We start from the raw sequence: 23056 nt of genomic DNA, 5'->3' as shown, positions 1-23056 counted from the left end.
GGAACAAATGAAAACGCTCAAGAAACGTCGTCGCGTTCAAATCATCCTTCTGTCAATCGTTGCTTTGGCAGTGTCTACGGCGTTGATCGGATACGCTATGCAGGACGGCATCAATTTCTTCCGCTCGCCCAGTGAAGTAATGGCAGAGCCGCCAAAACCGACTGAAATATTCCGGATCGGTGGTCTGGTCGAAGAGGGTTCGATCGTGCGGGGGCAAGGGGAAACCGTGCGTTTCGTAGTGACGGACGGTGGCGAAAGTGTGCCGGTCACGTTTACTGGGGTTTTGCCTGATTTGTTCTCGGAAAACCAGGGTATGATTGGCACCGGAAGCTACGTAAACGGAGTCTTTGAAGCCTCAGAAATTCTTGCGAAACACGATGAGACCTATATGCCAAAAGAGGTTGTGGACGCGTTGAAAGAACAAGGTATTTACAAGGAGGCCGGCGAGAGCTGAGCCATAGGCTTTGAGATCGGAATTCGGGCGTTGCGTGGATCGACATGCAGCGCCCTTTCTATTTTCGCTGTATTAACAGAATTGTCCGAGCGTTTGTCTGTCCCAAGTTGGAGAACAGTACATGCAGACGGTTCGGCAGATCGCGGAACAGATAGTTACGCGTGAAGGTGGTTTTGTCGATGACCCCGACGATCCGGGTGGAGCGACAAAATTCGGTGTAACAGTCCATACCATGCGCAGATTGCAACTGGACCTGACGCAGGACGGGATGGTTGATGTATCCGATGTAAGGCGGCTGAGCCGGTCGCAGGCCGTTGAAATCTTTATCCGCCACTATTTCTCAAAACCGCGATTACACCTACTGCCTAACATTCTGCAGCCATCTGTCTTCGACATGTACGTGAATTCAGGCGCTCAAGCTGTTAAAATTATGCAACATTTGCTGCGTGAAATGGGGTATCGTGTCGTCGTAGATGGCGTTGTAGGCCCGCAGACGGCGCAGGCTTGTAGTGCTGCGTCTGAACCGGACCCTGTCGCGCTGCGGGATGCCTATGGCGTTGCCAGGAGAAACTATTATTTCCGGATAGCGGAACATCGTCCAGCCTCTCGCAAATATGCTCGGTCCCGGTCTGGGGCAAAAGGTGGCTGGATACGACGCGCTGAGGAATTCCTGTCACCGACCTATCATCTTAGCGACGCAGAATTTCAAAGGAGGGTTTCTGAATGGGGCTGATCTCGGGGATATTTGCGTTCTTGTTTGGCGAGGGTCGGAATGTCGTGCGTGAAACAACCGAAGTCTTTCGTGAAAATGCTGAGCAGGGCGCTAAACGCGACCTGACGCGACAACAGGGAGTACTGGAACAGTATAGGGCTGAGTTCGAGCGGGTTCAAAAAGGTGCATTTGACCGTTTTATGGATGGGCTCAACCGGCTGCCGCGCCCCGCCATGGCCTTGGGAACATTGGGACTGTTTGTCGCCGCTATGGTAGATCCGCTTTGGTTTGCCGCTCGGATGCAGGGGATTGCGTTGGTGCCTGAGCCCTTGTGGTGGTTGTTGGGCGTGGTCGTCTCGTTCTATTTCGGCGCAAGACACCAGACCAAGGTGCAGGATCTGCAGCGTGAAATTTCGGCAACGATGACACGTACTCCGAAAGTTATGGAAAACATCGAAACACTGGCAGAGATGCGGGAACGATTGATTGGGGTCGCTGATACTGGGACAGATGCAGGCTTGGCCGATGAGGTCCTAAAACCCGATTTCAACCCTGCGCTCGAGGATTGGCGGCGGGGTCGGTCCGCCTGACCCGCGACACTATGTGCGTCCTGCAGAGGCGAAAGTGATTGGTGATTGTCCCTCAACAGGAATATATGCGGGACCATGATTACAGAACTTGGTCACTTCGCGCTGATACTCGCCTTTCTCGTCGCCATCGTTCAGACGGTCATTCCGCTGATAGGGGCTGCGAAACGGTGGACTGGCTGGATGTCCTTTGCAGAAACCGCCGCTATTGCACAGTTTCTGTTAGTCGCCTTCTCTTTCGCGGCGTTGGTCTGGGCCTTTACCACCTCTGATTTCTCATTGCGGATAGTGGTTGAAAACAGCCATTCCGCCAAACCGATGCTGTATAAAATCAGCGGCACGTGGGGCAACCACGAAGGGTCAATGTTGCTGTGGGTCCTGATCGTTGCAGTTTTCGGGGCCATGGCCGCTTTTTTTGGCGCAGGGTTACCTCCGACGCTCAAAGCGCGCGTGCTGGCGGTTCAGGCGGCCGTAGGGGTGGCGTTTTACGCTTTTATCCTACTCACCTCGAACCCATTTGACCGTCTGATTATCGCCCCGTTTGATGGGCGGGATCTCAACCCATTGTTGCAAGATCCAGGCTTGGCATTCCACCCGCCGTTTCTGTATCTGGGCTATGTCGGCCTGAGCATGGCCTTCAGCTTTGCAGTGGCCGCGCTGATCGAAGGGCGCGTGGATGCCTCTTGGGGGAGGTGGGTGCGTCCCTGGACGCTGGCCGCATGGATTTTTCTGACCATTGGGATCGCGCTTGGATCTTGGTGGGCCTACTACGAGCTGGGCTGGGGCGGGTTCTGGTTCTGGGATCCGGTCGAAAACGCTTCTTTCATGCCGTGGCTATTGGCGGCAGCCCTGTTGCATTCTGCTATCGTGGTCGAAAAGCGTGAAGCGCTGAAGAGCTGGACCATCCTTCTGGCGATCATCGCCTTTGGCTTTTCGCTGATCGGGACGTTCATTGTGCGATCGGGGCTTTTGACTTCGGTACATGCCTTTGCCAATGATCCTGAACGCGGCGTGTTTATCCTGATCATTCTTGTGGTCTTCATTGGCGGTGCGTTGACACTCTATGCGGCACGCGCGCAAGCGATGGAGGCCAAGGGCGTGTTTGGTATGGTCAGCCGCGAAAGCGCCCTGGTGCTGAACAATATTCTACTGGCGGTCAGCTGTTTCGTTGTGTTCTTCGGAACCTTGTGGCCGATGGTGGCCGAGATGGCATTTGATCGCAAACTCTCGGTCGGCGCGCCGTTCTTTAATGCGGCGTTCACACCGTTCATGGTTGCGCTGGGGATTGTATTACCGCTTGGTGCAATGCTTCCGTGGAAACGTGGAAAGCTTGGCAAGGCGGCGCATTCGTTGCGGTTCGCATTCCTTCTGGCGGTTGCGCTTGGCTTGCTCGTTTGGGTCATGCAGACCGGTCGCAGCGCATTGGGACCCGTGGGGCTGTTTCTGGGGGCCTGGATCACATTTGGCGCTATTGTGGACCTTTGGAGCCGTACTGGAAGAAAAAACAACCTGCAGCGTCTGTTCAGACTGCCCGGTGCCGATTGGGGCAAGGCTGCAGCCCATACCGGACTGGGGGTTACGATCTTTGCCATCGCCGGGCTGACCGCATGGGAGGTCGAGGATATCCGCGTTGCGCAGACGGGGCAGCCTTTCGAGGTTGGCCAGTTCACCCTGACACTTGAACAGGTTCGGAATGTCGAGGGGCCCAACTATTTCTCAACCACAGCCGATGTTAAGGTCGAACAGGCCGGTCGAACAATCGCAACACTGCATCCGGAAAAACGCGACTACCCAGTTTCAAGGATGCCAACGACTGAAGCTGCGATTGACTATCGGTTTCTCAGGGATCTTTACGTCGTCATTGGAGATCAGCAGGCAAATGGTGGCTGGGTCGTGCGGACTTATATCAAGCCTTTAGCGAATTGGATTTGGGGCGGGTGCCTACTGATGGCGCTCGGAGGCGTTCTTAGCCTTTGCGACAGGCGTTTTCGCGTTGCGGCAGGCGCGCGCAAGACGCCGACGCAGGGGGTTCCGGCGGAATGAAACGGTTTCTACTGATACTGCTTTTACTGGCAACGCCAAGCATGGCTGTCCAACCTGACGAGGTGCTTGATGATCCGATCCTGGAACAGAGGGCGCGGGATCTGAGTTCCGGCTTGCGCTGTCTGGTTTGCCGCAACGAAAGCATAGACGAAAGCAATGCAGGATTGGCCCGTGACTTGCGCCTGTTATTGCGCGAACGCCTGGTGGCCGGCGACACAGATGGACAGGCGATTGACTTTATCGTTGATCGCTACGGCGAATATGTTTTGCTAAGGCCAACAACGTCAGGATCGAACATCCTTTTGTGGCTGGCCGGTCCGATCATGCTTTTGATCGCTGTGGCGACTGGTTTCAGCTTTTTACGCAAAAGATCGGCGGAACAGGACCGAAGGGAAGGTGACGGCCTCCTTAGCGACGCCGAGAAAGAACGATTACGCGAAATCCTCAAAGATTGACCTTCGGTTCACCTTTTCCTTCATTGGAAATTGAGGCAGGGTCGCAGGCGCAGCGAACCTTGGAGGGGTGGATGGAATACGAAGCGATCCTGTTGGACATTGCGGATGATCTGGCAGTGGTAACTCTGAACCGCCCAGAGAAGTTGAACGCAATGACCGCTCAGTTGCGGGCCGAAGTCACACACGCGATGAAACACGCTGCCACCCATGCCCGCGCGATTGTTTTGACCGGTAAGGGAAACGCTTTTTGCTCGGGTCAGGATTTAGGTGATGCCTCAAGCACCGGGAAGATTGATCTTGAGCGCACGCTGCGCGACGAATACGAGCCCATGCTTGAAGCAATCTATAATTGCCCGGTTCCAACAATCGCCGCAGTAAATGGCGCTGCTGCGGGGGCAGGGGCCAATCTGGCGCTATGCGCGGATATCGTGATCGCGACGGAGAGTGCTTATTTCCTGCAGGCTTTTGCCCGTATCGGCCTGTTGCCCGATGCTGGTGGCACCTGGTTTATGCCGCGCCAGATGGGGTTCGCCAAAGCCATGGGCGCTGCTCTTTTTGCCGATAAGATCAGTGCTCGTCAGGCCGATGACTGGGGCCTGATCTGGGAAGCCGTTCCCGACGCGGAATTCGAAGCGCATTGGCGCAAGCGGGCCATGTATCTGGCCAAAGGTCCAACCTCAGGGTTTGGCGCCATCAAAAAGGCTATTCGCGGCACCTATGAAAACACTCTGCCGCAACAGCTCGAGGCAGAGGCGCATCTGCAAGGTGAATGTGGCCGCAGCCGAGACTTTTCCGAAGGCGTCGTTGCCTTCATGCAAAAACGCCCCCCGAAATTCGAAGGGCGTTGAGGTTGTCAGGCGCGGCGGCGTTTACGCACGCGCCGTTCCGGAAGGGCGGACTCGCCAGTCCCGTCAGTTGCGGATGAGAACGGGCCCAGCGCGTCCGTGATCTGATCAAGGGTTGGGCGTATACCGGACGGGGCACCGTCAAGCGCAGCTCTCATGTGCCGCAGATGCTCGGGCATTGTGCCGCAACATCCGCCGATAATGCTTGCGCCAGCCTCTCGCGCCATGGTCGCATAATGGCCCATCAGTTCCGGCGTGCCGTCATAATGAATATGTCCATCCACATATTTCGGAATACCGGCATTGCCTTTTGATATCAGCGGTCGTTCCGTACCTTGTGCGACAAATCCAAGGACAGTGCGCAGAATATCAGACGCGCCAGTCCCGCAATTTGCGCCAAAGGCAACCGGCGGGTTAGGGAGCGTTTCAACCAACTGAGCAAAGTCGGCGGATGTGACACCCATCATGGTGCGGCCAGCCGTGTCAAAGCTCATCGTGCCACACCAGGGCATATCGACCAGCGCAAAGGCTTCTGCCGCGGCCCTGAACTCTTCTGGGGCGCTGATGGTTTCGACCCAAAGAACATCGACACCGCCGTCCTTCAATGCCTGCGCCTGTTCGTGGAACATTTCCACGGCATCGGCATGGGACAGGGCGCCAACAGGCTGCATGATCTCGCCGGTTGGTCCGACCGATCCCGCGACGATAACCGGACGGTTGGCTTTGTCAGCAACCTCACGGCCAAGTTCTGCGCCTGCGCGGTTCAGTTCAGCGACCCGGGTCTGAGCCTCGTGCAGTTTGAGACGCGCAGATGTCCCGCCGAATGTGTTGGTCAGGAAAAGGTCGCTGCCTGCGTCTACTGAGCCCTGATAGAGCGCGCGGATTTTATCCGGTGCATCGACGTTCCAAAGCTCGGGCGCGTCGCCCGACTGCAGGCCCATGTTGAATAGGTTTGTACCTGTTGCTCCATCCGCCAAAAGAGTCGTGTTGGAGTCCAGAAGTTTGCTGAGCGCATTTGTCATAAGAATATTCCGAAACTGGCGAGCCGCGCTAAAAATGCGAGACGCCCCGTGTCTCATGACCGGGGCGTCAAATCAAATTCATAAATCTCATGAAGATCATGAATATTGCGGGGAGACCTTAGTTGGTTTCGTTGAGAACCTGTGCTTTGGCCTCGACCAGAAACTCGGCCATTTTTGCGCGGATATCGTCATCCGAAGACAGATCCCCGAGATCGCCGGAAACTTTGCGCACGACATCCTCGTGCCCGGTTTCTTCCAGGTCTGAAATCACAACGGATTTTGCGTATTCATCGGCTTCATTACCGGTTTTGCCCAGTTTTTCGGCCGCCCAAAGGCCAAGCAGTTTGTTGCAACGCGCCTGTGCTTTGAACTGCATTTCTTCATCATGGGCGAATTTTGCTTCGAATGCATTTTCGCGCTCGTCAAACGTAGTCATCAGTTGGACCCCTTGGGTTGGTAGTTCTTTCCTTAATGATATGACGATACGACGATCCGGGTGCAAGGTATTTGCGCTGCGTCAAAGCCTCTCGGTCCTCGGAACTTGCGGGAAGGTGGGGGTTGGACTAAGAGAGCGCCAAGGCGAAGGAACTTTTTCCCTCGCGACAGTCTGGAAAGGTCGCTCATGGCGCGTCGCAAGAAAATTTACGAAGGTAAGGCCAAGATTTTGTATGAAGGCCCTGAACCGGGTACAATCGTGCAGTATTTCAAGGATGACGCCACCGCCTTCAACGCTGAAAAGAAGGACGTGATCGACGGGAAAGGTGTGCTGAACAACCGCCTGAGCGAATACTTCATGAACGGGTTGAATCAAATCGGTGTGCCGACCCATTTCATCCGTCGCCTGAACATGCGCGAACAGTTGGTCCGCAACTGCGAAATCGTACCGCTTGAAGTTATTGTTCGCAATTTCGCGGCTGGCACGATGTCCAAACGCCTTGGCATTGCCGAGGGGACACAGCTGCCGCGCCCGATAGTGGAATACTGCTACAAGGACGACGCGTTGGGTGATCCTCTTGTCACCGAAGAACATATCGCCGCCTTTGGATGGGCCAGCCAGCAGGACATGGAAGACATTCTTAGCCTCGCATTGCGGGTGAATGATTTCATGAGCGGTGTGATGCTGGCGGTTGGCATTCGTCTGGTCGATTTCAAAATTGAAATCGGTCGCGTCTATGAAGGTGACTTCCAGCGCCTGATCATAGCGGATGAAATCAGCCCAGACAGCTGCCGTCTTTGGGATATCGAAACCGGCCAGAAGCTGGACAAGGACGTGTTCCGCCGCGACTTGGGCAGCCTGACCGACGCCTACTCGGAAGTTGCGCGTCGACTAGGCGTTCTGCCGAAAAGCAATGTGTCCAAACCGACCTTGATCAACTGATCGAACGCCGAAGAACAACGCAAAAACGCCGCCGATATTGGGCGGCGTTTTTATTTGAGATCGGGTATTTGACAGGGCCGCAGCTTGTCCGGCATTGTTTGTTGAACAAGCGTAATCGGGTGAACAAAAATGGCCGAGCTATTTGATCAGGCAGTATTTTTAAAGTTCCTCGCTGCGCTGCTGGCGATTTTCAACCCGCTATACGGCATCCCGATCTTCCTCAGCATGACCGAGGGGTACAGCCCGCCAGAACGTAAACGCGTTGCAATGGTTGTGACAGCCACAGTGGTGATTGTATCACTGATTTCGGTACTGATCGGCGAAGAAATTCTGGCGCTTTTCGGTATCGACATTCCGTCTTTTCGCATCGCCGGTGGGTTGATTATTCTAGGGGTTGGCATGTCGATGCTGAACGCGTCTGACCGGTCAGAAAGCGATCAAAAAGCCGTTAAAGATGGCGCGCAGAAGAAGAACATTGCGGTTGTTCCCCTGGCTATCCCGTTGACGATTGGGCCCGGCACTATCGCGACAACCATTGTGTTCGCGCATAGTTTGCCCGACGGCGCCGAGGTAGTAACGTTGGGGGCGGCCGTTTTGATTGCCTGCGCTATTGTCGGGCTGGGATTGTTATTCGCTGACCCTATTTCCAGGTTCTTTGGGCCGACAATGATCAATGTGATCACCCGTGTTATGGCCATCATTTTGGTTGCCGTAGCGGTTGAAATGGTTCTGACAGGGACCTTCAACGCAATAGATACGCATTATCCCGCGCTAAAGGGTTCCGGGTAGGTGCTGACAAGGGTTGTCGAACGCCGACAGTCGCGCTATCCCCGCGCACAACGGAACGGGCCTCAAATACCGGCCCTCAGCTGGAGTTGCAGTAAATGAAAGCACGTGTGCATGTGATGCTGAAAACCGGGGTACTTGACCCGCAGGGTGAAGCGGTGCGCCACGCATTGGGTGCCATGGGTTTTGATCAGGTTGAAGGCGTCCGTCAGGGCAAGGTGATTGATCTTGAACTCGCCGAGGGTGCGACGGAATCGGACGTCACCGAGATGTGCGAAAAACTGTTGGCTAACACGGTCATCGAACGCTACGAGATCGAACTGGTCTGAACCGCTTGCAGGAGGGCTAGCCATGCGCGCAGCTGTCATCGTTTTCCCCGGTTCCAACTGTGATCGGGATCTTGCCGTTGCCTTTGAACAGGCCGGATTCCAGGTAGACATGGTCTGGCATAAAGATGCTGCTCTGCCCAAGGGCGTGGACATTGTCGGTGTCCCCGGCGGGTTTTCTTATGGAGACTACCTGCGCTGCGGAGCGATTGCCGCACAATCCCCGATCTGCAAGGCCGTGGTCGACCACACCGAGCGTGGCGGATACGCCGTTGGTATCTGTAACGGTTTTCAGATCCTGACCGAAACGGGCATTCTGCCCGGCGCTCTGCTGCGCAATGCGAACCTGAAATATATCTGTCGTACCGTAGGCCTGAAGGTCGCAACCAGCGACAGCGCCTTTACCCAAGGCTATAACGCTGGCGATGTGATCGGCATTCCGATTGCGCATCATGATGGAAACTATTTCGCGGATGAGGCTACATTGTCCACGCTCAGGGATCACGACCGGATCGCATTCACCTATACCGAGAATCCGAACGGCTCGGTTGGCGACATTGCGGGCATTCTGTCTGAAAACCGCCGTGTTCTTGGTATGATGCCGCATCCCGAACGAGCGGCAGACGAAGGGCATGGTGGCACCGATGGAACGGCATTGTTTCGCGCATTGTCGGGCATCGTCGCACCTGCGTGACTTGAGCTTGCATCTTAGCCCGCGTAACTTTCGGGAATGAGTTCCGACACACGCTCTACCTGGTCTGCACTGTTCAAACCGCTCCGCGCTGCGCCTCTTGGCTGGCCTTTGCGCGCGGCTGTTCTGGTGCTTTTGTTGGTAACGGTTGCGACGATATGGATAACCAACAGTCTGCTGACGGATCGGTTTACTGAATCCACGCGAAACCGGGCCGAACTGCGCCTTGCTCTGTATTCCGGGAACCTGCTGAGCGAGCTGCGCAGAAATGCGATTGTGCCGCAGCTGCTAGCGCGGGATCCGACGCTGATCTCGGCGTTGCAATCCAGCGATTTTACACTGTCCACGCAGCGACTTATTTCTTTTGTCGAAGAGATAGGCGCCGCATCCTTGATGCTTTTAGACCGGGATGGCCGATCTGTTGCCGCAACTGATCGCAGCCGGTTGGGCGAGACGCACAGAAACGCGCCGTATTTTGTAGATTCCATTCGGTCAAACTCGACCATCTTCACCGTGATTGAAAAGGAATCCGGTGGTTACAGCTTTATCTATTCGCGCCGGATGGAGGCCTCGTCGGATATCCTTGGTGTCATCGTTGTCGAGGTTGATCTGCAGAAATTCGAACGCGCCTGGGCAGGGATCTCCGATGCTGTTCTGGTCGCTGACAGTACGGGCACCATTATTCTGTCGACTGAACCGCAATGGCGCGGAGTAGAAGAGGGGGCTGCCATGCTGCGGCAGCCGCCGCAAAGTGCCATCCAGCGCGCTATCAGGGCCACGACCGATTGGACGGCTCTGCCCCCCGACGCCTATTTGCAGGGCGAGGCGGTGATCCGCATGGAGACACGCATTCCATTCCGCGGCTGGACCATGACCTCGTTCACGACCTACGCCTCGATCCGTGAGAAGGTAAACAGCGTTCTTGCATTGGAAATCATGGGTTTTGCGATTCTGTTGGCGCTTGCCTTCTATGCGCTCAGCCGTAGGGCCACGTTCAGAATGGCCTTGTTCCAGCGCGAGTCGGCAGAGCTTCGCGCATTGAACGCAAGGCTACAGCGGGAAATCGCTGAGAGGGAACGGGTTGAAAAGACGCTGGAAGTAGCCGAGCAGACGCTGGCCCAAAGCTCGAAACTCGCGGCCCTGGGCGAGATGTCTGCGGCCGTCAGCCACGAGCTGAATCAACCTTTGGCTGCAATGAAGACCTATCTTGCCGGCGCGCGTTTGCTGCTGCGACGGAACCGCCCCGAAGAGGCGCTGGCCAGCTTTGGCCGCATCGACGGCCTGATTGAACGGATGGGCGCAATAACACGCCAGCTCAAGTCCTATGCACGCAAGGGTGCGGATGCGTTTTCACCAGTTAACCTTGGCGAAGCGCTGGCTTCGTCGCTGTCAATGATGGAGCCGCAACTGCGTCAGAGGCACGTCAAGATTACGCAGATACTACCGGAAGAAACCGTACTGGTCATGGGCGACCGCATGCGGATCGAACAGGTGATGGTGAACCTCTTGCGTAATGCCTTGGACGCCACCAAGTCTGTATCGGAACCGGATGTTGAAATCATACTGGCCGCGGGTGACCAGGCGGTGCTGACTGTACGTGATAACGGCTATGGGATTGAAGACATCGAAAACCTGTTTGAACCGTTCTACACGACCAAACAACCCGGCGATGGAGTCGGTCTGGGGCTTGCCATCTCATCCGGTATCGTGAACGACCATGGGGGACGGCTGACCGCGCGCAACAGCCAGCACGGTGGCGCGGTGTTTGAGATGCAACTGCCGATACTTGGAAGCGATGGCCTTGAGGCCGCTGAATAACGAGGAATGAATATGGCACAGGCCATGAAAATCGCCATTGTTGATGACGAACAGGACATGCGCCAGTCGATCAGCCAATGGCTGGCACTGTCGGGATATGACACTGAAACCTTTTCCAGTGCCGAGGATGCACTGAAAGTTCTGGGTCCGGATTATCCGGGTATCGTCATATCGGACATCAAGATGCCTGGTATGGACGGTATCCAGCTGTTGAAAAAGCTGATGGGCGCGGACAGCACCTTGCCGGTCATCATGATTACCGGCCACGGTGACGTGCCAATGGCGGTTGAGGCCATGCGCGTGGGTGCGTTTGATTTCCTCGAAAAGCCGTTTAACCCGGATCGGATGTCCGAACTGGCCAAACGTGCCAGCAATGCCCGCCGGTTGACGCTGGACAATCGGGCCCTGCGCCGCGAGCTGTCCGGTGGCACTCAGATCATGAACAAGCTCATCGGTGCCAGCCCCGTGATGGAGCGCCTGCGCGAGGATATTCTGGATCTGGGGCAGGCTGACGGTCATGTTCTGATCGACGGAGAAACCGGCACCGGGAAAACCCTGGTTGCACATGCGTTGCACGCTGTTGGCAGTCGCGCAGGCAAAAAATTTGTTCTGGTTTCGTGTGCTGCCCTCGAAGAAGAGGCCTTGGGAAAGCGTCTGTTCGGCCCGATGATGCCAGAAGACAGCCAGTTGCCCGCGATTGAGGAAGCTCGGGGTGGAACCCTGGTTCTGGAGGATGTCGAGGCACTCAGCGATACGCTTCAGGCGAAACTGCTGAGTGTCATGAATGATCAGGGCACGCCTGCAGAAACCCGCATCGTCGCCATATCCAACCTGCAGGAAGCTGGGAAAACCAGCGAGGACGTTCTGCGCCCTGATCTGTTCTACCGGCTAGCAGCTTTGCGGATCACAATGCCGCCGCTGCGTCAGCGTGGTGAAGACATTCTGACCCTGTTCACGCGGCTGAGCGAGCAATTCGCCGAAGAATACGGCTGCGATGCACCTCAGGTCAGTGCGCAAGAGGCGGCTCAGCTTTTGCAAGCGCCGTGGCCCGGAAACGTACGGCAGCTGATAAACATCGCGGAACGTGCCGTGCTGCAATCCCGTCGCGGATCGGGGACGATCGCGTCCCTGTTGATGTCTGATCACGAAGAAATGCAGCCCGTGATGACGACCGAAGGCAAGCCGCTCAAGGAATATGTCGAGGCATTCGAGCGGATGTTGATCGACAATACCATGCGGCGGCATAAGGGGTCGATTGCCTCGGTTATGGATGAGCTATGCCTGCCGCGTCGCACATTGAATGAGAAGATGGCCAAATATGGCCTGCAACGTTCCGATTACCTGTGACGGGCTTGAGGCGATGCCTTTGTCGCCCTTTGGGTGATACCAAGTAATGTTTTTAGCTGGATAACGAGATCCCGACCGGTGGTCGGGATCTTCAATGCAGTTTGCCCATTGTCTTTTCCACAGGACTGCTTTTATTGTAACCAGACGGGCCGGGCGGATTTGACGCCGAAAAGTCCCGATCTTTGAGATTCGCTGCTACGCCACTGGTGGAGACCAGGTCCCACACTGGCCAAGCAGACCGATTGTGCCCCTTACCGGGGTGATTGAACGCCTGAGCCCGCAGAAAAGCGGGCGAAAGGAATAAATGGGCAGGCAGCGGTCGTTCGCGTCTGTCGGAGAAGAACCGCGATGACGCGCGCGCAACGACTGAGTGTACGGGCAGGGGGCCACAGTGCCAGACCCTGCAGCGCGCCGTCTGAAATCGCCCTGACAAGACACCACCCCAAAAGCACCTGTCCTCCTGGACGGGTTAGGACAACGCGTTTGGCGCGGTGCACCAAGGAAACATGGCTAAGAAAATGCTTATCGATGCCACCCACGCGGAAGAAACCCGCGTCGTGGTGGTTGACGGAAACAAGGTCGAGGAATTTGATTTTGAATCCGAAAACAAACGTCAGCTTGCTGGCAACATATATCTAGCAAAAGTTACACGGGTCGAACCCTCGCTGCAGGCAGCTTTTGTTGACTATGGCGGAAATCGCCACGGATTCCTGGCTTTCTCCGAAATTCATCCCGACTATTATCAGATTCCCGTCGCTGATCGCGAAGCTCTGATGGAAGAAGAGCGCGCCTATGCCGAGGCAATGCGTGCGCGTGATGAGGCTGAGGAAACCAAGCCCAAAAGACGCCGTTCGCGCTCGCGCGCCAAGGCCGCCGATATCAAATCGGATGATGCAGTGGAATCGGTCGAGGTCTCGTCCGAACCCACAGGCATGGAAACGATTGACCTGGATGAGAGCGATGAGGCCAATGATCCTTCTGTAGAAGAAGGAACATCTCCGGCCGATCATGTGGCAGAAACTCCGGTAGAAGAGCCGACGGAGGAACCGGAGGCGGAAGAAGCAACCGCAGAAACTGAAGACGCGCCTGCGGATGAAATCGACCAATCGGATGCCAGCGCTGATCAAGTCGGCACGGACGAAGAGGCCGGGGCGCAGGAAAGCTCCGCGACTGAGACGGACGCGGATGACGCGACAAGCGCTGAAGCCAACGCCGAGGACGCCTCTGACGAGGTTGGCGACGACGAAGAAGAAAACACCCGTACGGACGCCACCGCAAAAGACGAGACTATTGAGTCGGTTGCCGACGAAGATGACAGCGAAGACATCCGTCCACCGCGCAAACCGCGCGCGCGCCGGTACAAGATTCAAGAAGTCGTCAAAGTACGCCAGGTTCTGCTTGTGCAGGTCGTCAAGGAAGAGCGTGGCAACAAAGGAGCAGCTCTGACCACTTATTTGTCACTTGCTGGCCGATATTGTGTTTTGATGCCGAACACCGCGCGGGGCGGCGGCATCAGCCGTAAGATTACCAACGCGCCTGATCGCAAAAAGCTTAAGGAAATTGCGGCTGAGATTGACGTCCCGACAGGGGCCGGTCTTATCATTCGGACCGCCGGGGCGAAACGCACCAAATCCGAAATCAAGCGCGATTACGAATATCTGCAACGTATGTGGGAACAAATCCGCGAGCTGACGTTGAAATCCATCGCGCCTGCGAAGATCTATGAAGAAGGCGATCTGATCAAACGGTCGATCCGTGATCTCTATAATCGTGACATCGACGAGGTACTTGTCGAAGGCGAGGGCGGATATCGCATCGCCAAGGACTTCATGAAAATGATCATGCCGTCGCACGCCAAGAATGTGCAGCGGTACGAAGACGCGCTGCCATTGTTCGCGCGCTATCAGGTGGAAAGCTATCTGGCGGGGATGTTCAACCCGACGGTCCAGTTGAGATCGGGTGGCTATATCGTGATCGGCGTGACCGAAGCGCTTGTGGCGGTCGACGTGAACTCGGGTCGGGCAACCAAAGAAGGGTCGATCGAGGAAACGGCCCTGAAGACCAACCTTGAGGCCGCCGAAGAGGTGGCTCGCCAGTTGCGCCTGCGTGATCTGGCCGGCCTGATCGTCATCGACTTTATCGATATGGACGAGCGGAAAAACAACGCCGCTGTCGAAAAACGCCTGAAAGAAAAGCTGAAAACAGATCGTGCGCGCATCCAGGTTGGTCGCATATCTGGTTTTGGTCTGATGGAAATGAGCCGACAGCGCCTGCGTCCCGGTATGTTGGAGGCAACGACACAGCCTTGTCCGGCCTGCCATGGCACCGGCCTGATCCGTTCGGATGACAACATGGCGCTGAGCATTCTGCGCCAGATCGAGGAAGAAGGTACGCGCCGTCGCTCACGCGAGGTGCTGGTGCGCTGCCCGGTCAGCATCGCCAACTTCCTGATGAACCAAAAGCGCGAGCATATCGCACAGATTGAGGCGCGCTATGGTCTGTCGGTTCGCATCGAAGGGGATGTGCATCTGGTAAGCCCTGATTTCTCGATGGAGAAGTTCAAGACCGCCAGCCGGATTGTTCCCGAAGCCAGTGCGCCGGTTGTATCGGTTGATGCCACGCTGATGGAAATGGTCGACGCCTCTGAAGAAGAGACCGTCGAAGAAGAAACGCCGCAGGCTGAAGATGAAACCAAACCCAAGCGCAAGCGCCGTCGGCGTCGTCGCAAGAAGGGCAATGGTGGTGCCGAGGGGCAGGATTCTAACGGGCAAGAGGCTGATGAAGATACAGCTGAAGCGTCCGAGGAAGCTGTGGAAGAACCTGCAACAGATGCCGTAGTAGCGGTGGAAGAGACGCAGGAAGAAGCGCCTGCCAAGCCTAAACGCCGCCGGGCTCAGCGTCGCAAGAAGAAGGACGCCGAAGATGCCGAGACGATAACCGAACAGGTCGTCAAAGCTGAACCAGAGGCCAAGGTCGAAGCTGAAACGGAAGCTCCGGCAGAAATCGAAACTGTCGAAGCCGAAGCAGCACCGAAACAGGAAACAGTTTCGGAAACTGCCGTGCCGACAGAAGAAACGCCGGAAGCGGCAGAGCCTGTTCAAGAGGTTGTTGCGGTTGAAGCCACTGAGGAACCAGCAGTAGAAGTCACAGAGCCTGTGCTGGAAGTGGTTGCGGATGAACCGGAAACGCCATCGGAGCCTGCCAAGCCAAAACGGCGCGGTTGGTGGTCGTTGGGCCAGTAACTTGAAAAGGCGGGCCTCAGAGCCCGCCTTTTTCTTTGATAGGCCTCAAACGGACTTCTGGATGGTGTAGACCTGATGCCCGTCAGATTCTTCCTGTGACAGCAATCGATGTCCACTTTCCATGCAGAAATGTGGAACATCAATGACTGCAGCGGGATCATCCGCTAGCACTTTCAAGACCGCTCCCGCGGGCATTGACTTGAGCCGTTTACGGGCCTTCAGGACGGGCAGAGGGCACAGCAGCCCCAACGCGTCCAGTGTCTCGGTTTGGTTTGACATGTACCTGAGATATTTCCACTTTCAGACGGTGTCCAGCGTGCAACCACGAGGATGTGACCGAATGGCCCCGTGACGCGGGCGACTTCATGACATATGTGCTGAAACATGTTCGGAATTGATATCATTGACGCAGGGCTGTTGCCCGCCATGTTCATCGCATTGCTCGGTGGGTTGATCAGCTTTTTATCGCCCTGCGTGCTACCGATTGTGCCGCCCTATCTCGCCTATATGAGTGGCGTCACGATCAACGAGATGCAGGATGAGGCCCGTGCACGCAGAAAGGCGACACTTTCGGCGCTGTTCTTTGTTATGGGGCTGTCCACGGTGTTTCTGTTGCTTGGCTTCACAGCCTCTGCGTTTGGGGCGTTCGTGCTGCAGAACCAGGTGCTGTTCGCCAAGATCTCGGGCGCGGTTGTCATAGTCTTTGGCCTGCATTTCCTGAACGTTTTCCGCATCCCATTCCTTGACCGTGAGGCCCGGATCGAAGCCGGCGACAGCGGCGGGTCTGTCTTTGGGGCCTATATTCTGGGTCTGGCCTTCGCCTTTGGCTGGACGCCCTGTATCGGCCCGCAACTGGGTGCGATCCTGTCGTTGGCTGCCTCCGAGGCATCCGTCGCACGTGGGACATTGTTGCTGGGCGTCTATGCAGCGGGTCTTGGCATACCTTTCCTGCTCGCCGCGATGTTCCTGAACCGATCCATGTCGGTGATGAACCGAATAAAGCCCCATATGGCACTGATCGAGAGGATCATGGGTGGCCTGTTGCTGTTTGTTGGTATCATGCTGATCACCGGCCTGTTCACTGAGTTCAGTTGGTGGCTGTTGGAAGCCTTCCCGGCGCTGGCAAACTTTGGGTAACCCTCTTATCTGACTTACTTTGGCTGTAATGCTGCGCTAACCTGCGTCGCAGAAGGTAAGACCATGAGCAGTCAGACAAATCAACCTCGGGTGAAACGGCGTAGGGTATTCTATATTCCCGGATATGACCCGATCCCCCCACGGCGCTATCGCGAGCTTTACCGCAGTGAAAGCGCAAGACAGGCGGCTATTTCAGGGTATGAAATCTCGGTCTCGCCCAAAACCGGAGAGGGCTTGTATGGATGGCACGTCCATTCGGTTCAGGACGGGGCTGAAGTTCACACAGATGTCGAGGTGCTGGTCTGGTCCGACATCGTACGCTCCAGCATGTCGAACTCGATTGCGGCCACCTATCTGCAGATGCTGCGTACGGCATGGATCTATATCTCGACCGGCGTGTTATGGCGCCTGATGCGATTGCGCAAAGGTCCGGTGATTGCCGCGATTTATCCGATCGTGATGCTGATCGCACAGCTTTTGGTCGCAATGGCTGTGGTCATCGGGCTGACAGTTCTGATTGCGCCGGTCCTGTCTTTGGTGGCGTTGGTTCTGTCTATTGGTGTTGCCTATGTGCTGATGCTGTGGTTCCGGAAAATCGACAACAAGCTGTTCGTCTATTATCTGATGCACGATTACGCCTATTCAGCGGCTTCAGGTGGTAAAACACCTCCTGAATTGGCTGGACGCCTATCGGAGTTCACAAATGCGATTGCCGCAGCTCTTACCGATGAGATGGATGAGGTTCTGATCGTCGGCCACAGTTCCGGCGCTCATCTGGGTGTCACGGTTCTGGCCGATCTGATCCGATCCGGACGGGTGGGCACAGACGGGCCAGAGCTGTCCTTTCTGACATTGGGGCAGGTGGTTCCCATGGTCTCGTTCCTGCCCAACGCATATGATCTGCGCGCGGACCTGAGGTTTCTTTCGAAACGCGAAGACTTGGCTTGGGTCGACATTTCTGCACCCGGGGACGGCTGCGCATTCGCTCTGTGTGATCCTGTCGCTGTAAGCGGGGTCGCGGATGCCGATCAGCGCTGGCCTTTGGTGTTATCTGCCGCGTTTACGCAAACGCTGTCAGCAGAACGGTGGCGCGCCCTGAGGTGGCGGTTTTTCAGACTGCACTTCCAATATCTCTGCGCCTTTGATCACCCGGACAGGTACGATTATTTCCGCGTGACTGCCGGGCCTCTGTCGCTTGGGCATCGGTTCGCAGGGCGTAAACCCTCGGGATCACGGATTGCGCAATCCGTTTCCAAATATGTATCGGTGCAGCCATGACCCCGCCAAAGCCCACATCGCGGCCAGACAGGGTTTCGCTGTGGCGCTATTTCAGGTTGTTTCGCAAGGACATCCTCTCGGCACAGCCGCAGCGATTGTACCGCGCATGGATGGCCGAGTTTAAGACGCCGTTCTTTCGATCATATTTGACGAACCAACCAGAGCTTGTTGAAACCGTTCTGAAAAAACGCCCCGATGATTTTCCGAAATCAGACCGTATTGGCGAGGGTCTGCGGCCGTTGCTGGGGAATTCGGTCTTTCTGACCAATGGTGAAAACTGGAAACGCCAGCGCCGGGTTATCGACCCGGCGTTTGAGGGCGGGCGCCTGAAAGATACCTATCCGGCCATGGTTCAGGCGGCAGAGGCCTGCGTCGCGCGTCTGCGCGGGCAGGCCGGTTCTGTCATCGAGTGCGAAGAGGTTACCAGTCACGTCGCCGCGGATGTGATCTTTCGAACGCTTTTTTCTGTACCGATTGAAGACCGCGTTGCGTCTCAGGTTTTTGAGAAATTCCGAACCTATCAAAGAGAGCAACCGCTGTTGAATTTGGCGGCGTTTCTGCCTCTGCCCAAATGGATGCCGCGGCTACATTCCAGAAAAACTCGCAAGACCGCGCGTGAAATCAGGACGCTGATCACCGAAATGACCGCTCAACGCGCGAGGATGATTGAGGCCGGGCAGGCGCCGCATGATCTGGCAACAAAGATCATGACAACGGCTGATCCCAAGACCGGCAAGTGTTTTGACACGCAGGAGATGGTTGATCAGGTGGCGATCTTCTTTCTGGCAGGCCACGAGACCAGCGCTTCTGCGTTGGCTTGGGCATTGTACCTTTTGGCGACCCACCCGGATTGGCAGGACAAGCTGGCGGCCGAGGCGCAAGGGCTGGACCTATCCGATTTTACCTCCGTATCGCTGTTGAAGCTCAGCCGCGACGTGTTTCGCGAAACGCTGCGCCTGTACCCTCCGGTCCCGATGATGGTGCGAGAGGCCACATGCCGCGAAAACTTCAGGGGCCGAGCGATTAAACCGGGCTCGCAGATAGTCATCAGCCCGTGGCACCTGCATCGGCACGAACGTCTGTGGGCAGACCCCGACGGGTTCGACCCGTCTCGCTGGGCCAAGGGCAATGAGGAAAGCTGTCCCAGAGAGGCTTTCATCCCATTCTCTGCCGGGTCGCGCATTTGCATCGGTGCCGGATTTGCAATGGTCGAAGGTCCGGTATTGCTGTCGTCACTACTGCGGAAGTTCAGGTTCGAAATCTCGGACACGCCAGAGCCGGTTCCGGTGGCTCATCTGACCGTCAGATCCAAAGATGGAATTTGGTTGCGCCTGGTTGAGCGCTAACAAACTACCATCGGCATGCTCCATGCTGTATGCGGTTGAAAAACGCGGAATCATTTCGAACGGGAAAGTCATATGTCCAAAACACAACAGCGCGAGCAGATGTCCAACGGTGCCGGTTTTATTGCTGCACTGGACCAAAGTGGCGGCTCGACCCCCAAGGCGCTGGCGCTTTATGGGGTAGACGCGTCAGAATACGACTCGGACGCAGAGATGTTCGGCGAAATCCAGAAGATGCGCGCGCGTATCATTCTGGCGGATGGCTTCACAAACGACAAAGTCATCGGCGCGATCCTGTTCGAACGCACGCTCAGTGAAGAGATTGATGGCCGTAAAGTCGCAGATTTTCTTTGGAACGTAAAAGGCATTGTTCCGTTTCTGAAGATCGACAAGGGCCTCGAGGATGAGGCCGATGGCGTTCAGGTCATGAAACCGATCCCCGGTTTGGCCGATACTTTGGCTAAAGCCGAAGGCGTTTTCGGCACTAAGGAACGTTCCGTGATCCATGAGGCCAACGCCAAAGGCATCGCAAACGTTGTCGCGCAGCAGTTCGATGTGGCGCGTGAAGTCGTTGCCGCCGGGTTGGTTCCGATTGTCGAGCCCGAGGTGAACATCAACTCGACCACCAAAGCCGAAGCCGAAGCAATTCTAAAATCGGAAATCTTGCAGAACCTAGATCAGTTGGATGATGGTCAGGATGTCATGCTTAAGCTTACCATCCCCAGCCAGGCTAATCTGTATGACGATCTGGCTGACCACCCCAGAGTTTTGCGGGTCGTAGCCCTGTCCGGCGGATATTCGACCGAACAAGCCTGTGATCTGCTGGCGCAGAATAGCAAGATGATTGCGTCTTTCTCTCGTGCGCTGACCGAAGGACTGTCGAAAAAGCAGTCAGATGCCGAATTCAATACGGCCCTCGGCAGCAATATCGATAAGATTTCTCGCGCCTCTGCCTAAGCTGCGCTATTCCGGTTTAGTGAAATCGCGGCGCATCTGTGCCGCTTTTTCCCGCATAGAGCACTCGGTCGCATGATCGTTTACAAGACCCATGGCCTGCATGAATGCAAAAACCGTGGTCGGGCCCACAAACTTCCATCCCCGCTTTTTAAGGTCTTTGGACATGGCAATAGATTCAGCCGAAGTTGAGGCTGTTTGTGGCGCTGGCGGTGAACTGGCCTCATAGCGCCAGACATAAGCTGCAATCGACCCCTCAGCTGCCACCAGCTCCTGGGCACGCCGGGCGTTGTTGATGACTGCTTCGATCTTTCCGCGGTGCCTGACAATGCCTGCATCCAGCAAAAGACGGGTGACATCTGCCTCATCAAATTTCGCTATTGCGTTGTAATCAAAATGTTTAAATGCTTTTCGAAAGTTCTCGCGTTTGGAAAGAATGGTGCGCCAGCTGAGGCCGGACTGAAAGCTTTCAAGGCAGAGCTTCTCAAACAAACGCTGATCGTCGCTGACCGGATAGCCCCATTCATTGTCGTGATAGTCGAAAAACTCTGGCGCAGACTGACACCATGCACAACGCGGTTGACCGTCTGGGCCGGTAATTGTCTTGCTCATCGCGATGTACCCCTTTTGTTCTGGTATGAGCATAGGCGTTTTTCAGAGGTCAAATCAAGAACGGAAAGTCAGCCGCGATACCAGTTCAGAATATAAACGCGTATTGCCGAAGCCAATCCGACCTCAGGGTCGCGGTTAAAATCAATTTCCGCAGCTAAGGCGTTGATTGCCATATCTTTATCAGCCGCAATGGCACGAAAGGCTTTCCAAAACTCGTCCTCAAGAGATACCGAGGTTCGATGACCTTTAAGCGTCAATGAGCGTTTGATGGGACGTCCACTCATTTGTCGATCTCGTGCCCATCCAAGTCGCGCCGCGACTTTTCCAGATGTTTTTTACTTGCGTCTTTCTCGGCTTTGTTGCGCCCAAATGACACGGCGTTCTGGTCGGCGCGGGCCTTTTTCTCGGCCCGCGCCTTGTCTTTTCTGTACCGGTTCAGATTGACCGGCTTTGCCATCAGTCCTTGGGCCCAATCATTTGTTCGGGGCGCACAACCGCGTCAAAGGTTTCGGCGTCGACAAAGCCAAGCGCGATGGCCTCTTCCTTAAGGGTGGTGCCGTTTTTATGCGCGGTCTTAGCAACAGTCGTTGCGTTGTCGTACCCAATGGTTGGCGCCAGCGCGGTGACCAGCATCAGCGATTCCTTCATCAGCTTTTCGATGCGTGGTTCGTTGGCCTGAATGCCTAGCAACATCCGCTCGGTAAAGCTGTCTGTGGCATCACCAAGCAACTGGATCGACTGCAAAAGATTGTAGGACATCATGGGGTTATAGACGTTGAGTTCGAAATGCCCCTGGCTGCCGGCGAATTTTATGGCGGCATCGTTGCCCATGACATGTGCTGCGACCTGAGTCAGTGCTTCGGCTTGTGTTGGGTTTACCTTGCCTGGCATGATGGACGATCCGGGCTCATTCTCAGGCAGGATCAATTCGCCCAGTCCGGAACGCGGTCCAGATCCCAAAAGTCTGATATCATTTGCAATTTTATAGCAGCTGCCAGCAATGGTCGCCAAAGCACCCGATAGGAAAACCATCGCATCATGGGCGGCCAGCGCCTCGAACTTATTCGGAGCGGTAACAAAGGGCAGGCCGGTGATATCTGCCATGTTCGCAGCGACCGCCTCGCTCCAACCGGTTTGGGTGTTCAGGCCAGTGCCAACAGCGGTTCCGCCCTGGGCAAGCTCGTAAATTCCCGGCATCGCGGCGTTAACCCGTGCGATACCCTGACGAATTTGATGGGCGTAGCCGCCAAATTCCTGACCCAGCGTCAGCGGCGTGGCATCCTGCGTATGGGTCCGGCCGATCTTTATGATGTCTTTGAATTCTTCGGCCTTCTGCTCCAGCCCCGAGGCCAGCTTTTCCAGACCCGGCAGCAGAACGTCCCGAACGCTCATACCTGTGGCGATATGCATGGCCGTCGGGAACGTGTCGTTCGAGGACTGGCCCATGTTGCAATGATCGTTCGGATGAACCGGGTCTTTTGTGCCGATTGTACCACCCAGGATTTCGATAGCCCGGTTCGCAATAACCTCGTTCGAGTTCATGTTCGACTGGGTGCCGGATCCTGTTTGCCAGACGACCAGCGGAAAGTTGTCATCGAACTTACCTTCAAAAACCTCACCCGCGGCCTGAATCACCGCATCCGCAATCCGCGCGTCCAGTTTCCCTGTCGACTTGTTCTGCATGGCGCAGGCTTTTTTGATCACACCCAATGCCCGCACGATGGCCACAGGCTGTTTTTCCCATCCGATCGGGAAGTTCATAATCGAACGCTGGGTCTGTGCACCCCAATATTTGTCTGCGGGAACTTCCAACGGGCCAAAGCTGTCGGATTCGGTGCGGGTTTGAGACATCGGTCACTCCGTCATGTATACCATTGCATGCCAATTACAGTCAGCAGCGTCGCGGTGCAATCGGCCAGTTGCGCGCACCATAAACTTATGCCTGACAAAGGTATAGGCGCAGAGCTGCGTCATTTTTCTCGAAGCAATCGCCATCACCGCCATTGTACGCGCCGGTGGGTGAGCT

General features: G+C 55.8%; 24 protein-coding genes. 17 read left to right on the top strand and 7 right to left on the bottom strand.

What is annotated here, in order from left to right:
• Positions 1–7: 7 nt before the first annotated feature.
• The 6 genes from ccmE (at position 8) to AC2FH9_RS01105 (ending at position 5099) form a co-directional block, all read left to right on the top strand.
• Positions 8–454 (top strand): cytochrome c maturation protein CcmE, encoded by a 447-nt coding sequence (ccmE, locus tag AC2FH9_RS01130; RefSeq protein ID WP_281972148.1) that lies wholly within the window; start codon positions 8–10, stop codon positions 452–454.
• 121 nt (positions 455–575) lie between these two features.
• Positions 576–1187, top strand: a complete 612-nt coding sequence (locus AC2FH9_RS01125) for a holin-associated N-acetylmuramidase (protein ID WP_496700242.1) — start codon at positions 576–578, stop codon at positions 1185–1187.
• Complete coding sequence (locus AC2FH9_RS01120; protein WP_496700958.1) at positions 1178–1756, top strand: holin family protein; 579 nt, start codon at positions 1178–1180, stop codon at positions 1754–1756. The genes AC2FH9_RS01125 and AC2FH9_RS01120 overlap by 10 nt, the downstream gene beginning before the upstream one ends.
• A 75-nt stretch (positions 1757–1831) precedes the next feature.
• On the top strand, positions 1832–3796 hold the full coding sequence (locus AC2FH9_RS01115) for a heme lyase CcmF/NrfE family subunit (RefSeq protein WP_142633981.1): 1965 nt from the start codon (positions 1832–1834) through the stop codon (positions 3794–3796).
• Positions 3793–4251: a cytochrome c-type biogenesis protein gene (locus tag AC2FH9_RS01110; RefSeq protein ID WP_142633979.1), complete on the top strand. Its 459-nt coding sequence runs from the start codon at positions 3793–3795 to the stop codon at positions 4249–4251. The genes AC2FH9_RS01115 and AC2FH9_RS01110 overlap by 4 nt, the downstream gene beginning before the upstream one ends.
• A gap of 71 nt (positions 4252–4322) precedes the next feature.
• Entirely contained in the window at positions 4323–5099 is a 777-nt protein-coding gene (locus tag AC2FH9_RS01105) for an enoyl-CoA hydratase-related protein (RefSeq protein WP_142633977.1), read from the top strand.
• Positions 5100–5104: 5 nt separating this feature from the next.
• Here the strand turns inward: AC2FH9_RS01105 and bmt are convergent, their stop codons facing one another.
• Complete coding sequence (gene bmt / locus AC2FH9_RS01100) at positions 5105–6118, bottom strand: betaine--homocysteine S-methyltransferase (RefSeq protein ID WP_496870462.1); 1014 nt, start codon at positions 6116–6118, stop codon at positions 5105–5107.
• A gap of 118 nt (positions 6119–6236) precedes the next feature.
• A complete protein-coding gene (locus tag AC2FH9_RS01095) occupies positions 6237–6554 on the bottom strand; it encodes a DUF1476 domain-containing protein (RefSeq protein WP_142633973.1) in 318 nt (105 codons plus the stop codon).
• 186 nt (positions 6555–6740) lie between these two features.
• On the opposite strand from AC2FH9_RS01095, the gene purC reads away from it, so the two are divergent.
• The 7 genes from purC (at position 6741) to AC2FH9_RS01060 (ending at position 15706) form a co-directional block, all read left to right on the top strand.
• On the top strand, positions 6741–7496 hold the full coding sequence (gene purC, locus AC2FH9_RS01090; protein ID WP_271946969.1) for a phosphoribosylaminoimidazolesuccinocarboxamide synthase: 756 nt from the start codon (positions 6741–6743) through the stop codon (positions 7494–7496).
• A gap of 129 nt (positions 7497–7625) precedes the next feature.
• The gene (locus tag AC2FH9_RS01085) at positions 7626–8285 is read left to right on the top strand and encodes a MarC family protein (RefSeq protein WP_271946972.1); all 660 of its coding nucleotides are present in this window, start codon (positions 7626–7628) and stop codon (positions 8283–8285) included.
• 95 nt (positions 8286–8380) lie between these two features.
• Positions 8381–8611, top strand: a complete 231-nt coding sequence (gene purS, locus AC2FH9_RS01080) for a phosphoribosylformylglycinamidine synthase subunit PurS (protein WP_142633967.1) — start codon at positions 8381–8383, stop codon at positions 8609–8611.
• A 22-nt stretch (positions 8612–8633) separates the two neighbouring features.
• On the top strand, positions 8634–9302 hold the full coding sequence (gene purQ / locus AC2FH9_RS01075; protein ID WP_271946978.1) for a phosphoribosylformylglycinamidine synthase subunit PurQ: 669 nt from the start codon (positions 8634–8636) through the stop codon (positions 9300–9302).
• A 36-nt stretch (positions 9303–9338) separates the two neighbouring features.
• Complete coding sequence (locus AC2FH9_RS01070; protein WP_496803657.1) at positions 9339–11117, top strand: sensor histidine kinase; 1779 nt, start codon at positions 9339–9341, stop codon at positions 11115–11117.
• A gap of 12 nt (positions 11118–11129) precedes the next feature.
• Entirely contained in the window at positions 11130–12464 is a 1335-nt protein-coding gene (locus AC2FH9_RS01065; protein WP_142633961.1) for a sigma-54-dependent transcriptional regulator, read from the top strand.
• A gap of 506 nt (positions 12465–12970) precedes the next feature.
• Positions 12971–15706 (top strand): Rne/Rng family ribonuclease, encoded by a 2736-nt coding sequence (locus tag AC2FH9_RS01060; protein WP_496870460.1) that lies wholly within the window; start codon positions 12971–12973, stop codon positions 15704–15706.
• Between the two features lie 45 nt (positions 15707–15751).
• On the opposite strand, the gene AC2FH9_RS01055 is transcribed toward AC2FH9_RS01060, so the two are convergent.
• Positions 15752–15985: a sulfurtransferase TusA family protein gene (locus AC2FH9_RS01055; RefSeq protein WP_271946987.1), complete on the bottom strand. Its 234-nt coding sequence runs from the start codon at positions 15983–15985 to the stop codon at positions 15752–15754.
• Positions 15986–16090: 105 nt separating this feature from the next.
• Between AC2FH9_RS01055 and AC2FH9_RS01050 the strand changes: the two genes are divergently transcribed.
• The 4 genes from AC2FH9_RS01050 to AC2FH9_RS01035 all read left to right on the top strand — a co-directional run bounded on the left by AC2FH9_RS01050 (position 16091) and on the right by AC2FH9_RS01035 (position 20421).
• A complete protein-coding gene (locus AC2FH9_RS01050; RefSeq protein ID WP_271946989.1) occupies positions 16091–16843 on the top strand; it encodes a cytochrome c biogenesis CcdA family protein in 753 nt (250 codons plus the stop codon).
• A gap of 63 nt (positions 16844–16906) precedes the next feature.
• A complete protein-coding gene (locus tag AC2FH9_RS01045; protein ID WP_496870458.1) occupies positions 16907–18121 on the top strand; it encodes a hypothetical protein in 1215 nt (404 codons plus the stop codon).
• On the top strand, positions 18118–19467 hold the full coding sequence (locus AC2FH9_RS01040; RefSeq protein ID WP_496870456.1) for a cytochrome P450: 1350 nt from the start codon (positions 18118–18120) through the stop codon (positions 19465–19467). Before AC2FH9_RS01045 ends, AC2FH9_RS01040 begins: the two co-directional genes overlap by 4 nt.
• Before the next feature lie 72 nt (positions 19468–19539).
• On the top strand, positions 19540–20421 hold the full coding sequence (locus AC2FH9_RS01035) for a fructose bisphosphate aldolase (RefSeq protein WP_271946996.1): 882 nt from the start codon (positions 19540–19542) through the stop codon (positions 20419–20421).
• A 6-nt stretch (positions 20422–20427) separates the two neighbouring features.
• Here the strand turns inward: AC2FH9_RS01035 and AC2FH9_RS01030 are convergent, their stop codons facing one another.
• From AC2FH9_RS01030 to fumC, 4 genes are all read right to left on the bottom strand, one after another.
• Entirely contained in the window at positions 20428–21030 is a 603-nt protein-coding gene (locus AC2FH9_RS01030; protein WP_496870454.1) for a DNA-3-methyladenine glycosylase I, read from the bottom strand.
• A gap of 68 nt (positions 21031–21098) precedes the next feature.
• Positions 21099–21314 carry a ribbon-helix-helix domain-containing protein gene (locus AC2FH9_RS01025; RefSeq protein WP_271947000.1) on the bottom strand — a complete coding sequence of 72 codons (216 nt, stop codon included), beginning with the start codon at positions 21312–21314 and terminating at the stop codon, positions 21099–21101.
• A complete protein-coding gene (locus tag AC2FH9_RS01020) occupies positions 21311–21487 on the bottom strand; it encodes a DUF4169 family protein (RefSeq protein ID WP_142633944.1) in 177 nt (58 codons plus the stop codon). The genes AC2FH9_RS01025 and AC2FH9_RS01020 overlap by 4 nt, the downstream gene beginning before the upstream one ends.
• The gene (gene fumC, locus AC2FH9_RS01015) at positions 21487–22881 is read right to left on the bottom strand and encodes a class II fumarate hydratase (RefSeq protein WP_281994652.1); all 1395 of its coding nucleotides are present in this window, start codon (positions 22879–22881) and stop codon (positions 21487–21489) included. The genes AC2FH9_RS01020 and fumC overlap by 1 nt, the downstream gene beginning before the upstream one ends.
• Positions 22882–23056 lie beyond the last annotated feature (175 nt).

Source organism: Ruegeria sp. CDSC081 (assembly GCF_059610485.1).
This window is presented reverse-complemented; position numbering and strand designations above follow the sequence as displayed.

Bases quoted from the DNA above. Each gene is read 5' to 3' on its own strand.
- ccmE (WP_281972148.1), top strand. From the start codon at position 8: ATGAAAACGCTCAAGAAACGTCGTCGCGTTCAAATCATCCTTCTGTCA.
- AC2FH9_RS01125 (WP_496700242.1), top strand. From the start codon at position 576: ATGCAGACGGTTCGGCAGATCGCGGAACAGATAGTTACGCGTGAAGGT.
- AC2FH9_RS01120 (WP_496700958.1), top strand. From the start codon at position 1,178: ATGGGGCTGATCTCGGGGATATTTGCGTTCTTGTTTGGCGAGGGTCGG.
- AC2FH9_RS01115 (WP_142633981.1), top strand. From the start codon at position 1,832: ATGATTACAGAACTTGGTCACTTCGCGCTGATACTCGCCTTTCTCGTC.
- AC2FH9_RS01110 (WP_142633979.1), top strand. From the start codon at position 3,793: ATGAAACGGTTTCTACTGATACTGCTTTTACTGGCAACGCCAAGCATG.
- AC2FH9_RS01105 (WP_142633977.1), top strand. From the start codon at position 4,323: ATGGAATACGAAGCGATCCTGTTGGACATTGCGGATGATCTGGCAGTG.
- bmt (WP_496870462.1), bottom strand. From the start codon at position 6,118: ATGACAAATGCGCTCAGCAAACTTCTGGACTCCAACACGACTCTTTTG.
- AC2FH9_RS01095 (WP_142633973.1), bottom strand. From the start codon at position 6,554: ATGACTACGTTTGACGAGCGCGAAAATGCATTCGAAGCAAAATTCGCC.
- purC (WP_271946969.1), top strand. From the start codon at position 6,741: ATGGCGCGTCGCAAGAAAATTTACGAAGGTAAGGCCAAGATTTTGTAT.
- AC2FH9_RS01085 (WP_271946972.1), top strand. From the start codon at position 7,626: ATGGCCGAGCTATTTGATCAGGCAGTATTTTTAAAGTTCCTCGCTGCG.
- purS (WP_142633967.1), top strand. From the start codon at position 8,381: ATGAAAGCACGTGTGCATGTGATGCTGAAAACCGGGGTACTTGACCCG.
- purQ (WP_271946978.1), top strand. From the start codon at position 8,634: ATGCGCGCAGCTGTCATCGTTTTCCCCGGTTCCAACTGTGATCGGGAT.
- AC2FH9_RS01070 (WP_496803657.1), top strand. From the start codon at position 9,339: ATGAGTTCCGACACACGCTCTACCTGGTCTGCACTGTTCAAACCGCTC.
- AC2FH9_RS01065 (WP_142633961.1), top strand. From the start codon at position 11,130: ATGGCACAGGCCATGAAAATCGCCATTGTTGATGACGAACAGGACATG.
- AC2FH9_RS01060 (WP_496870460.1), top strand. From the start codon at position 12,971: ATGGCTAAGAAAATGCTTATCGATGCCACCCACGCGGAAGAAACCCGC.
- AC2FH9_RS01055 (WP_271946987.1), bottom strand. From the start codon at position 15,985: ATGTCAAACCAAACCGAGACACTGGACGCGTTGGGGCTGCTGTGCCCT.
- AC2FH9_RS01050 (WP_271946989.1), top strand. From the start codon at position 16,091: ATGTTCGGAATTGATATCATTGACGCAGGGCTGTTGCCCGCCATGTTC.
- AC2FH9_RS01045 (WP_496870458.1), top strand. From the start codon at position 16,907: ATGAGCAGTCAGACAAATCAACCTCGGGTGAAACGGCGTAGGGTATTC.
- AC2FH9_RS01040 (WP_496870456.1), top strand. From the start codon at position 18,118: ATGACCCCGCCAAAGCCCACATCGCGGCCAGACAGGGTTTCGCTGTGG.
- AC2FH9_RS01035 (WP_271946996.1), top strand. From the start codon at position 19,540: ATGTCCAAAACACAACAGCGCGAGCAGATGTCCAACGGTGCCGGTTTT.
- AC2FH9_RS01030 (WP_496870454.1), bottom strand. From the start codon at position 21,030: ATGAGCAAGACAATTACCGGCCCAGACGGTCAACCGCGTTGTGCATGG.
- AC2FH9_RS01025 (WP_271947000.1), bottom strand. From the start codon at position 21,314: ATGAGTGGACGTCCCATCAAACGCTCATTGACGCTTAAAGGTCATCGA.
- AC2FH9_RS01020 (WP_142633944.1), bottom strand. From the start codon at position 21,487: ATGGCAAAGCCGGTCAATCTGAACCGGTACAGAAAAGACAAGGCGCGG.
- fumC (WP_281994652.1), bottom strand. From the start codon at position 22,881: ATGTCTCAAACCCGCACCGAATCCGACAGCTTTGGCCCGTTGGAAGTT.